Below are 11,762 nucleotides of genomic sequence, written 5' to 3' on the forward strand. Positions count from 1 at the left end.
TCCCACAGCCCGACTCACCCACGAGCGATAGGGTCTGTCCTTTGTTAATCGTGAAAGAGACATCTTCGGCTGCATGCACGTTCGATACAACGCGGCGTAGCAAGCCGCCGGTCACGGGGAATCGCGTGGTTAACCCTTTGACCTCGAGCAATGGCTCATTCGTGCCAAGGATCGGTTTGATCTCACCTTGATCATGACCCAGCAGCTTCATCGGCTCTGGTGCCGCTTTGCCGCGCATCTCGCCTAACTTCGGAACAGCCGCCAACAACGCCTTTGTATAAGGGTGCTGCGGGTTCTCGAAGATTTCCTCGACGGTGCCCTCTTCAACTTTATTTCCACGGAACATCACCACAACGCGGTCCGCCATTTGCGCAACCACAGCCATATCGTGGGTAATGAACATCACAGCTGTGCCCGTTTCACGTTTCAGACGATCCATCAGCGCCAGAATTTCCGCCTGAATGGTCACGTCCAATGCTGTCGTCGGCTCGTCCGCGATCAACAAACGCGGCTCACAGGCCAGCGCAATTGCGATCACAACCCGTTGGCGCATACCACCAGAGAGCTCATGCGGATATTGGCCCAAGCGCTTCTCTGGTTCAGGAATGCGCACTTGGCGCATCAACTCGAGCGCGCGCTCTTCTGCCTGCGCTTTTGTCATGCCGCGGTGTACGCGCAAACCTTCGGTCAATTGACGCCCAACCGTGAACACTGGATTCAACGCTGTCATCGGTTCTTGGAAGATCATCCCGATCTCGTTGCCCCGAATCGTTTGCATCAAGTCAGGCTCAGCATCGCGCAGATCGATGGCTTCTTTGTCCTTTCGGTCAAAAATTAAGCTGCCGCCCGAAATTTCACCGCCACCATACTCCACCAAGCGCATAAGCGAGAGGGAGGAAACCGATTTGCCGGAGCCAGATTCGCCCACGACGCAGACAGTTTCGCCCGAGTTGATTTCGAACGAAACGTCCTCAACCCCCAATACAGGACCATCTTTTGTCTGAAATTCGACCCTTAAATTCTTGATTTTGGCGATTGGTTGATCGAGCATTTTGACTACCTCAGTACGTGCATCCCAGCACGCTAGAGGCAGAGCGCGCGGGATGTCAAATCGCAAAAATATACTATCGAAAATCACCCGACGTAGCGGCATGATTTAAAGTTAGACGCTTGCAATTTCTTCAAACTCTGTTTCGATGCAGTCAGTGATTGAAAGAAGGGATCAACCCAACGACCCTTCAAGTGTCTATGGCGTAAATGTTTTTTCTTTCAGTCGTTATTAAGAGATCGGCACAAACCGGTCCGAAACACATCGCAAGGCCCCCTAGGGAACAGGGTGGCTTTGATCAACAAGGAGAGACTTCTATGAAGCTTCGTTCACTCTTACTGGGTGCAGCGGCGAGCTTTGCATTGGCCCCAATGGCCATGGCTGAGCGCGCATCTGACGGCAATGTCAACATCATCTATTGGCAGGCCCCATCCATCCTGAACTCCTATCTGTCTGGCGGCACAAAAGACCTTGAGTCTTCATCGCTCGTGATCGAGCCTTTGGCGCGCTACAACCAAGCAGGTACTTTGGTCCCTTATCTGGTTGATGAGCTTCCAACAGTCGCAAACGGCGGCGTTTCCGAAGATCTGACCTCCATCACATGGAAGTTGTCTGCAGGCTTGCTCTGGTCTGACGGCTCACCTGTCACATCCGAGGACGTTGTCTTCACTGGCGAATACTGCATGCACCCCGAAGGCGGTTGCGCATCATTGGCAAACTTTGACGGTGTGGAAAGCATCGAAGCGATTGACGATCTGACGGTCAAAGTGACTTTCAAAGCGCCAAAGCCAAACCCATATGGTCCATTTGTTGGTAACAAAGCGCCAATCATCCAAAAAGCACAATTTGCGGATTGTATCGGTGCCGCGGCTCCGTCTTGCACAGACGCGAACTTTGGCCCAATCGGTACAGGTCCATTCGTTGTAACGGACTTCCGTCCAAACGACGTGATCCAGTACAAAGCAAACGACAACTATCGTGACCCTGCAAAACCTGCATTCGCATCTGTAACCTTCAAAGGTGGCGGCGACGCGACTGGCGCGGGCCGTGCGGTTATGGAAACAGGCGAATTTGATTACGCTTGGAACCTTCAGCTTGCACCAGACGTCATCGCGAAGATGAAAGAAGGCGGCAAAGGCGTTCCAGTTTCAGCATTCGGTGCGCTTGTTGAGCGTCTGGAAATGAACCTGACAAACCCAAGCCCTGATCTTCCGCCAGAAACACGTTCTACAGTTGCGGAGCCACACCCGTTCCTCAGCGACATGAAAGTGCGTAAAGCGCTCTCCATGGCGATTGATCGTGACCTCTTGGTTGAAGTTGGCTACGGTGACGCGGGTCGCCCAACATGTAACCTCGTTCCAGCGCCTGCGCTTTATGCATCTGACAACACAGAATGCTTGACGCAAGACATCGAAGGCGCAAAAGCGTTGCTTGATGAAGCGGGTTGGACAGACAGCGATGGTGACGGCGTACGTGACAAAGACGGCATGAAGCTGTCTATCCTGTACCAAACATCCACGAACGCTGTTCGTCAGGATTTCCAAGCGTTGATCAAAGCATGGTGGGAAGAAATCGGTGTTGAAACCGAGCTTCGTAACCTTGACGCCTCTGTCTTCTTTGGCGGCGATCCCGGTTCACCTGACACGTTCCAGAAATTCTACGCAGACGTAGAAATGTATGCGAACGTCTTCGACGGTACAGACCCACAAGCTTACCTTGCAGCCTACCGCTGTGGTAACGAGCCTAAGCCTGACAGCCAGTGGCAGGGTGAAAACATCAACCGCTTCTGTGATCCAGAGTATGACGCATTGATCGACGAACTCGCAGGTACGGGTGATCTCGACAAGCGCGGCGAGCTGGGCAAAAAGATGAACGATATGCTGACAAAAGACAGCTATACAATCGTTCCGCTGGTTGACCGTGGCCGTGTCTCTGCACATGCAAACTCTCTGGGCGGCGTTGTTCTTAACGTATTCGACTCCGAGCTGTGGAACATCGCAGATTGGCACCGTGTTGACTAACTTCGGTTAGTATTCCGCGCCCTGCGGGTCTTTCGATCCGCGGGGCGCACCTTCCCCAACGCACGCCCCCAAGTCTGTTTGCCGCTGTCCTGCCCGAAAGGCGGGATTGTCGCTAACACACTACCCTCTCACGTTATCCAATGTCTGGACCTGCATGCTAACTTTCACGATTAGACGTCTGATCTTGTCCGTTCCGACGCTTCTGTTTATCGCGCTTGTGATCTTCCTGCTGATGGAACTCGCCCCGGGCGATCCAATGGCCCAAGTGCCCCTAACCGTCCCCCCTGAAGTCAAAGAAAAGATGCGCGAAGCCCTCGGCCTCGGCCAACCCTCGCATATCCGCTTCTTCAAATGGCTCTACCAGTTCTTCATCATCGAACCGATGGTGCTCTGGGATTACATGTGGGGCACCACCTATACCGAAGGCATGCAGCGTGTGATCTCTTGGCAGACACGTAGCCCTGTGATGGACATCGTGATTCAGCGTATGCCGCAGACGCTTTGGGTTGTTGCTCTGGCTTATGCAGTTGGCGTTGCGATTGCCCTGCCCATCGGCATCTATTCCGCGTACCGCCAGTATTCTGTCTTCGATCAAACCGGCACATTCATCTCGATGATCGGCTTTTCGATCCCGCCCTTCTTTACGGGTCCCCTGCTTATCGTGATCTTCTCGGTCTACCTTGGTTGGTTCCCCTCGATCTACGACACCACCCATGTGGTCACTGATTGGGCCAGCTTCAAAGTGCAGTTCTTGCAAATGATCATGCCCGTCATGGTGCTCGCGCTGCAAACCACGGCGCAAATCAGCCGCTACATGCGCGCCTCGATGCTGGAAAACCTGAACCAAGACTACGTACGCACCGCCCGCGCTAAGGGTCTGTCAGAAAGCGTCGTGGTCATGGTCCACGTGCTGCGCAACTCCATGATCCCCGTGGTCACGGTCATTGCGCTTGGCATGCCAGCCATCTTCGGCGGCGCGATCATCACCGAGAACGTCTTCAAAGTGAACGGCATCGGGCAACTCCTGCTCACCGCACTCTTTGCAAATGACATCCCAATGGTCCTGACACTGACCTTCATCTTCGCGATCCTGATCGTTGTCTTTAACTTGATTGCCGATATCCTATACGGCGTCCTTGATCCGAGAATCCGCTATGACTGATGCAGCCCACATCGACCCGATTGAAGCGCTCAAAGACAAAGAGCCCGCCAAACCGCCGCGCAGCCAATGGAAAGACGTGTGGGACCAGTTCCGCAAACACAAAGGCGCGATGTTCGGAGTGAGCTTTCTCGTCTTCATCACGCTCTTCGTCATCTTCGGCCCGCTGATCTGGCAACTCGATCCGCAAAAGCTGGATATCCGCAACAAAGACATGCGCCCGATCTATGTGCTGCTGGTGGATAGCGATGCAAAGGCAGGCTGGCACCGCCCTTTTGGCACCGACAACTTGGGCCGCGATATGCTCGCCAATATGATCAAAGGCGGGCGTACCTCGCTCGCAGTGGGCTGGGCCGCAATGGTACTGGCACTGTTCCTTGGAACGCTCATCGGCGTGCTCTCAGGCTACTTCAAACGCCTTGATGGCCCCCTGATGCGCTTGACGGATCTCGTGCTCTCCCTGCCCTTGCTACCTCTGCTCTTGGTGGCTGTGACGCTCTTCCGCCAACCACTCCGCTCGGCCTATGGCCCAGAAGGCGGCATGTTCATTCTGATCGTCGGTATCATCGGCATCACCTCTTGGATGCAAACGGCACGCATTGTGCGCGGTGAAATTCTGGCGCTGAAAGAGCGCGAATTTATCCTCGCTGCCCGCTCCATCGGCACGACGCCTTACAAGATCATCACGCGCCACCTACTGCCGAACATCATGTCACCGATCATGGTCTCTGCAACGCTGGGCCTTGCAACCGCGATCATCACGGAAAGCGCCCTATCCTTCCTCGGCGTCGGCTTCCCGTCCGACTTCCCCACATGGGGTAAGATGCTGGCCGACAGCGTGCCGCGCATGACCGAATACCCAGAGCGCGTCCTGCTTCCGGGCATCGCGATCTCGCTGACGGTTCTCTCTGTGAATTACCTCGGCGACGGTCTGCGCGACGCACTCGATCCCCGCATTCGAGGACGCTAACGTAAGGTGCGTGATACCACGCACCTTACTTCAAGAACAAAGCGCGTTAACCATCACTAGCGCACTGTTAATAAATGAAAATATTTCGCTTGCGAAACAAACACCGACACTTAAGGGAGACGACCATGACCAAAGTACTTCTGACAGCAGGCCTCACGCTGGCGCTTTCCGCAACCACCGCGCTGGCTGCTGGCCATTGCGCCGCTGGTAAAACGCTCACCGATGGCAAACTCACCATCGCGACGGGCAACCCTGCTTATTTCCCATGGGTCATGGATGACGCGCCAGAAAGCGGCAAGGGCTTTGAAGCAGCCGTTGCTTATGCCGTTGCCGAAGAAATGGGTTTCGCAGCCGATGACGTGGTCTGGGTGCGCTCCTCTTTCGATGAAGCGATCCAACCGGGCGTGAAGAACTTCGACATGAACATGCAGCAATATTCCATCACGCCAGAGCGCGATGAGGTTGTTGATTTCTCCGCCCCCTACTATTCCGCGCCAATGGCGGTGCTCGCAGGTCCTGGCGCTGTTGATACACCCGCGACAATGGAAGCGATGAAAGCCCTCAAATGGGGCGCGGTTGGCTCCACAACAGCTGTGAGCATGCTTACCGACGTGATCCAGCCTGACTCTGACCTGCTGCTTTACGGTGACAACGCAGACGTCAATGCGGCGATCCAAGCCAACCAAATCGATGCGGCGCTTTATGATCTGCCAACAGCGCTTTACCTCTCTGCTGTTGTCATTGACGGCTCCAAGATCATCGGCCAATTCGCGGCCGCAGATGGCGGTGACGGTGATCAGTTCGGCATGCTCATGGAAGACGGCAACGCGCTAAAGGGTTGCGTGGATGAGGCGCTCGCAGCGCTGACAGACAGCGGCAAGCTTGCGGAAATCGAAGCGACTTGGCTGCAAGACACCACAGGCGTTCCGCTGATCAAGTAAGCGAAGATGAGCGATCACAATATAAGCGGCAAGACCCGCCGCCAGATTTATGAGGACCGGCTGAAACGTCGGTCCTTACTCATTGCTGGCTCATCGACAGCGGCGGTCGTCTTGGCCATCATCCTGCTCGTGCCCATGGCCCCCGGTTGGGTAAAAGTGAAGAAAAGTTTCTTCAATTGGGATGTTTTCGTCAAAACCTTCCCTAAGCTACTCGATGCCTTCCTGCTCGACGTCGCCATCTTTGCATGGTGCGCGCCGCTCATTGCCCTGCTCGGCCTTGCCATAGCGCTCATGCGCGATGTGCGCGCGCCTGCGCTCTTTCCGCTGCGCATCTTTGGGGCGCTCTACACAGATATCTTTCGCGGCGTGCCCGTGGTGCTCACGGTCTATCTGATCGGCTTTGGCATCCCCGGTCTCGGCCTGCCCCGCCCTTGGAATTCGCCCTACATCTGGGGCAGTCTCGCGCTGATCCTGACCTACTCCGCCTATGTCGCGGAAATCTTCCGTTCTGGCATCGATAGCGTCCATCAAAGCCAACGCTCTGCCGCGCAATCGCTGGGTCTGAGCGAGCGCCATGTAATGCGCGATGTGATCCTGCCCCAAGCGATCCGCCGCGTCGTGCCGGCGCAAATGAACATGCTGATCGCACTACAAAAGGACGTGGCCCTGCTCAGCTTCATCGGCCCTGTTGAAATCTTCCGACAAGCGGGTGTGTTCAAATCCTTGCTCGCCAATTTCACACCCTACGTGGGTGCGGCTGTCATCTTCCTCTGCGTGACGATCCCCGCCACGCGCTATGCGGATTATCTGATGGCCAAGCAAAACAGGGAGCGCAGCTAATGAGCAAACTCTCCCTGCGAAATGTAGTCAAACGTTTTGGCAACAACACCGTTTGCGATGGTATCGATCTGGATGTGAACTCGGGCGAAATGGTCTGCCTGATCGGATCGTCTGGCGCGGGCAAATCCACGTTGCTGCGCTGTATCAACCTGCTGGAGCCGATTGAAGACGGTGAGATATTTCTCGACGGCGCTGATATCTCCATCCCCGGCCTTGACCCCGAACCGGTGCGTCGCCGCATTGGCATGGTGTTCCAGAGCTATAACCTCTTTCCCCATATGAGCGCGGCAGAGAATGTCATGCTCGCCCCCCGCCGCATCCAGAAACGCACGCGCGCTGAGTTGCGCCCAGAAATCGAAGCCCTCTTTGCGCGCTTTGGTCTGGCCGATCATATGGACAAATACCCCGATCAGCTTTCGGGTGGTCAGCAACAGCGCGTTGCTATCGTGCGTGCGCTGGCGATGAAGCCTGAGGTGATGTTGTTTGATGAAATCACCTCTGCCCTTGATCCGCAATTGGTGGGCGATGTGCTGGATGCACTGCGCGCGTTGAAGTCGGACGGGATGACTATGGTGCTCGCCACCCATGAGATGGGGTTTGCCCGCGAAGCTGCGGACAAGGTCTGCTTCTTAAAGGATGGCAAAATCATAGAAGAAGGCGCGCCTGATGCGCTGTTTGCCTCGCCAAAACGGATCGAGACCCAAGAGTTCCTCAGCCGCGCGTTGAAGTAGCTCGCCCCGCGCCCACCCCCTTAAGGGACCAACATCAAGGATCCACCGCCCTGACGTCCCTCAAGAATGTCATGCGCCTTGGAGGCGGCCACGAGCGGGATTTGCTGTGCATTATCCGGTGTCAGAACGCTCTCGGAAAACGCCTTGAAAGCCGCGTTTGCCATTGTTCGGTATGCGGCTGGATCGCTCGTGTAGTGGAACAGAATTGGGCGGCTCACGGTGAGCGATTTCGCCGCGAGTTGCGGCATTTCCAAAGGTGCGACCGGACCAGACGATTGACCGAAGTTCACCAAATGCCCTGTCGCCTTTAACGTTTCGAGCGAGCCATAAAACGTGTCGCCCCCAACTGAATCGTAGGCAACATCGACGCCTCCCCCATCCGTCACGTCATGGACGTCCGCGACGAAATCCGTTTCGCGATAGAGGATCGTATGGGCACATCCGCTTGCGCGCGCCTGCTCGGCCTTTTCTTGGCTGCCAACGGTTCCGATCACTGTCGCGCCGATATGTGCAGCCCATTGGCAAAGCAATTTCCCAACGCCGCCCGCAGCGGCCTGAACCAAAATCGTATCACTCGATTTGACCTGCGCGACCTGAAACAGCAACATATTGACGGTCATCGCCCGCAGCAAATTGGTGGCAACAGCGGCATCTGAAAGAGTGTCGGGCACATGCAAAGCCAAGCGCGCGTCCAATATGCGTGCAGCTGCATAGGCGCCGTAACTCGCCGTGACGTAAGCCACGCGATCACCGATAGAAAAGCCGTCAACGCCTGCGCCGACCTCTTCTACGATGCCAACGGCCTCGCATCCCGGAACGCCGGGAAGTGAAAGGGTTTTATAAAGTCCGGAGCGCACATAGACATCGTGGAAATTCACGCCGATGCCTGTTTGACGAATGCGCAGCTCGCCTGCACCTGGCGCGCCGAGGTCCATGTCTTGCGGTGTCAGAACCTCTGAGCCACCAAACTCTCGTATGACAATCGCGGTCGCCATCAGAATATTCCAGCGAGGGTTTGAAGTGTCCCCACACCTGCCCGCGATATATGATCTGTCATTGATCTATCCCCCCAAAACCAAAGCCTTGGTTCCCTGATAATGTGGAGCGCCGCAACAGGCAACGACATCCACTTTCATCAGGGAACTCAAGGTCGACTTAAAGTCCACGCTATTACGCGCAGATCAGCTCAGCGGCCATTTCGTTGGCGATTTTGGAACTTGGGCGCCCCTCGGTTTTGGCACGGCTCAAGATTTCCTTGATCGTGGTTTGCAAACCTTCGATCCGCTCAACCGATGCTTCGCGAGAGGTTTCCGAGAAAATAACGGTCGATGCGCCCATGACGCCACCTGCGTTGACGACATAATCCGGCACATAAACGATGCCTGCGTCTGTGAGCATAGCGCCATGATGGTCCGACGCGAGTTGATTGTTGGCGAGACCACAAATCAGGCGGGCTTTGATCTCTGGGATTGTCTGATCATTGAGACCCGCGCCAAGTGCGCAAGGGGCGAACACATCCACATCAGCCGCGTGGATTTGATCAGGTTGCACGGCTTTCGCGCCAAATTCTGACACAACCCGCGAAATGGAGGCGTCTTTAACATCCGTGACCGTCAATTCAGCGCCGGCATTGTGCAAATGTTTACAAAGCGCGTAGCCCGTCGCGCCAAGTCCTTGGACCGCGACGCGCAGACCTTGGAGATCTTGACGTTGGAAGGCGACCTCCGCCCCTGCTTTGATCCCGACGAAACCACCCAAAGCGGTGAATTCAGACGGGTTAAATCCCGGTTCGTATTGGGAGGCGCGCGCAAAGATGAAATCGCAGTTCTCAGCAAGAATATCTGCATCCGCTGGACCAACGCCGATATCAATTGCAGTCCAGTAGCGGCCATTCAGGGATTGGATGTGCTTGGAAAACGCGCGCAAGAGTTCTGGTTTTCTTGGGTCTTCCGGATCAGCGATGATGACGCTTTTGCCCCCACCGAGCGGCAGGCCCGCGACCGCGTTCTTGTAGGTCATTCCCTTGGACAGGCGCAAAACATCAGTCAGCGCGTCATCCACGCTGCTGTAGGGATGCATGCGGCACCCACCAGCTGCGGGTCCAAGCGCGGTAGAATGCAGCGCAATGATGCCGTGCAACCCAACGGACGGGTCGTGGCAAAACAAGACTTGTTCATGGGAATCGAAGTCTGGGTGATCAAAAAACATGGTGTTCCTCCGGTTATCTTCTTTCACTAAAGTAGGAGGTATTTCGAAGAGAATCCTTGCAAGCTACGTGATCAATGAGGTTAAAGCGCCCTTAATTCTCTAACTTTGGCGGCTTTGTGAGTGAAAATGACTAACGTTACAATTGACGGAATCGACCGGAAGATCATTGCGGCCCTCAGCGCCGAAGGGCGTATTTCAAACCTCGATCTCGCAGAGCGGGTCGGTCTGTCCCCGACCCCCTGTAGTCGGCGCGTCAAGCGATTGGAGGAAACGGGCGTCATCAAGGGATATAGCGCGCGCATCAACCCGACGGCATTGGGCCAAAACGTCAGCGTCATGGTGCAAGTGCGATTGTCGCAGCAGACGCCTGCGGACATCGAAGAATTCATGTCCGCAGTTCACCGCATGCCAGAGATTACCGAATGTTTGTTGGTGACTGGTAATCTCGACTACGTGTTGAAAGTGCAAACAGAGAACGTCGAGGCGCTCAGGGATTTCGTTCTTAAGGAATTGAAGGCGATCCCCAGCGTTTCTGAGACGGCGACGATGCTCATCTTGGACGTTCCGAAGTCGACCATTTGAAAGGCTGAAGTTCAGCTCTTGGCATCGCCTAAAAGCATGGCGCGCAGATTTTGCTCAACAGGTGGCACTTCGTGCAGATTGAGCGCCGAGTGCAAATCGACGAGATGGCTTTGCATGAGTTCTTCGGACAGCGCGGCGTTGTTGTCACCTATTGCCGCGATCAAATCATGATGGGCTTGGCTTTCACACAAAGCACTTTCGCGACGCCAATAGAGCGCAATGATCAAGGACGAGCGCGCGATCAATACATTGATCATGTCCGTAATCGTCTGCTGTTTAGCGATCCGTGCAATTTCGAGATGGAATTTGCCCGACAAATACAGCGCGCGCCCGCGATCCCCTGCGTCTAATGCGGCGTGTTCTTGGGTGATGTGATCGCTGAGCAGTGCTATATCATCTGGCGTTGCCTTGAGCGCTGCGCTGCGCGCGGTACGCGGTTCCAGCAATTCGCGGGCCTCAAAGACTTCATGCGCTTCGGTCAGACTTGGTTGCGCAACATATGCGCCGCGGTTGCGTTTGATTTCGACGATCTGATGATGGGACAATGAAAGCAGCGCAGTGCGCACCGTCGTACGTGAGACCCCGTAAATGTCCGAAAGATCATCCTCACCCAACTTGGTGCCCGGCGCCAAGCGATGTTCATGAATAGCGAGCGATAGCGCATTAGAAATTGATTCTGCGGTCACGTTGACCTTGGACGGTTTGGGCGCTTTCAGCGTCATGACGATCTCCTTACAATCGAAATGGCAGAGGCGAATTCAAGACACAACCCCAATAAATTACCCACAATTCAGAACATAATTGTATACAATAATGCGTGCAAAAAATCAGCATCCCTGATTTTCAGCGCTCAAAAAACAGGCCGATACGTCAAATTCGCGGGCCCATGATGCAAAAAGATTGCGTCATCCACAACGAAACGCGCTGCTGAACTCAGCTTTCGACTGGGGGTCCAAATGGGCGAGCAAGATTTAGAATTGATTTCGGTGACGAAGCGATACGGCGAAACAGTTGCCGTTGACGCGATAAACTACCGTTTTAAATCTGATAGTTACACCTGTTTACTGGGCCCATCAGGATGCGGAAAATCCTCCACATTGCGCATGATCGCGGGACACGAAAGCATCAGCGATGGCTCCATCGTATTGGCAGGGCGCGATATTTCTGCCCTGCCCCCCGCGCGCCGCGGCACGGCGATGATGTTCCAGAACTATGCGCTGTTTCCGCATCTGAGCGTGGTCGACAACGTCGCGTTCAGTCTC

The 11,762-nt window shown here is 55.1% G+C and carries 12 protein-coding genes; 8 read left to right on the plus strand and 4 right to left on the minus strand.

Going from position 1 to position 11,762, the window contains the following annotated elements; translation table 11 throughout:
* Positions 1-1,051 (minus strand): ABC transporter ATP-binding protein (locus ABJQ89_RS18745; protein WP_348497677.1); only part of this gene is annotated, 1,051 nt, incomplete at its 3' end.
* 314 nt (positions 1,052-1,365) lie between these two features.
* On the opposite strand from ABJQ89_RS18745, the gene ABJQ89_RS18750 reads away from it, so the two are divergent.
* The 6 genes from ABJQ89_RS18750 to ABJQ89_RS18775 all read left to right on the plus strand — a co-directional run bounded on the left by ABJQ89_RS18750 (position 1,366) and on the right by ABJQ89_RS18775 (position 7,710).
* A complete protein-coding gene (locus tag ABJQ89_RS18750) occupies positions 1,366-3,069 on the plus strand; it encodes a peptide ABC transporter substrate-binding protein (protein WP_348497678.1) in 1,704 nt (567 codons plus the stop codon).
* A gap of 154 nt (positions 3,070-3,223) precedes the next feature.
* Entirely contained in the window at positions 3,224-4,231 is a 1,008-nt protein-coding gene (locus ABJQ89_RS18755; protein ID WP_348497679.1) for an ABC transporter permease, read from the plus strand.
* Complete coding sequence (locus ABJQ89_RS18760) at positions 4,224-5,198, plus strand: ABC transporter permease (protein ID WP_348497680.1); 975 nt, start codon at positions 4,224-4,226, stop codon at positions 5,196-5,198. Before ABJQ89_RS18755 ends, ABJQ89_RS18760 begins: the two co-directional genes overlap by 8 nt.
* 125 nt (positions 5,199-5,323) lie before the next feature.
* Complete coding sequence (locus tag ABJQ89_RS18765) at positions 5,324-6,139, plus strand: ABC transporter substrate-binding protein (RefSeq protein WP_348497681.1); 816 nt, start codon at positions 5,324-5,326, stop codon at positions 6,137-6,139.
* Positions 6,140-6,145: 6 nt separating this feature from the next.
* Complete coding sequence (locus tag ABJQ89_RS18770; protein WP_348497682.1) at positions 6,146-6,979, plus strand: amino acid ABC transporter permease; 834 nt, start codon at positions 6,146-6,148, stop codon at positions 6,977-6,979.
* On the plus strand, positions 6,979-7,710 hold the full coding sequence (locus ABJQ89_RS18775) for an amino acid ABC transporter ATP-binding protein (protein ID WP_348497683.1): 732 nt from the start codon (positions 6,979-6,981) through the stop codon (positions 7,708-7,710). The genes ABJQ89_RS18770 and ABJQ89_RS18775 overlap by 1 nt, the downstream gene beginning before the upstream one ends.
* Positions 7,711-7,730: 20 nt before the next feature.
* On the opposite strand, the gene ABJQ89_RS18780 is transcribed toward ABJQ89_RS18775, so the two are convergent.
* Both ABJQ89_RS18780 and ABJQ89_RS18785 read right to left on the minus strand, forming a co-directional pair.
* Positions 7,731-8,705 (minus strand): quinone oxidoreductase, encoded by a 975-nt coding sequence (locus ABJQ89_RS18780; protein WP_348497684.1) that lies wholly within the window; start codon positions 8,703-8,705, stop codon positions 7,731-7,733.
* 175 nt (positions 8,706-8,880) lie between these two features.
* Positions 8,881-9,918: a Glu/Leu/Phe/Val dehydrogenase dimerization domain-containing protein gene (locus ABJQ89_RS18785; protein WP_348497685.1), complete on the minus strand. Its 1,038-nt coding sequence runs from the start codon at positions 9,916-9,918 to the stop codon at positions 8,881-8,883.
* A gap of 126 nt (positions 9,919-10,044) precedes the next feature.
* Between ABJQ89_RS18785 and ABJQ89_RS18790 the strand changes: the two genes are divergently transcribed.
* A complete protein-coding gene (locus tag ABJQ89_RS18790; RefSeq protein WP_348497686.1) occupies positions 10,045-10,500 on the plus strand; it encodes an Lrp/AsnC family transcriptional regulator in 456 nt (151 codons plus the stop codon).
* 11 nt (positions 10,501-10,511) lie between these two features.
* On the opposite strand, the gene ABJQ89_RS18795 is transcribed toward ABJQ89_RS18790, so the two are convergent.
* Entirely contained in the window at positions 10,512-11,222 is a 711-nt protein-coding gene (locus tag ABJQ89_RS18795) for a GntR family transcriptional regulator (RefSeq protein ID WP_348497687.1), read from the minus strand.
* Between the two features lie 234 nt (positions 11,223-11,456).
* Here ABJQ89_RS18795 and ABJQ89_RS18800 point away from each other — a divergent pair.
* A partial coding sequence (locus ABJQ89_RS18800; protein ID WP_348497688.1) for an ATP-binding cassette domain-containing protein occupies positions 11,457-11,762 on the plus strand: 306 nt, incomplete at its 3' end.

This window comes from Planktotalea sp. (assembly GCF_039984035.1).
Lineage (GTDB): Bacteria > Pseudomonadota > Alphaproteobacteria > Rhodobacterales > Rhodobacteraceae > Planktotalea.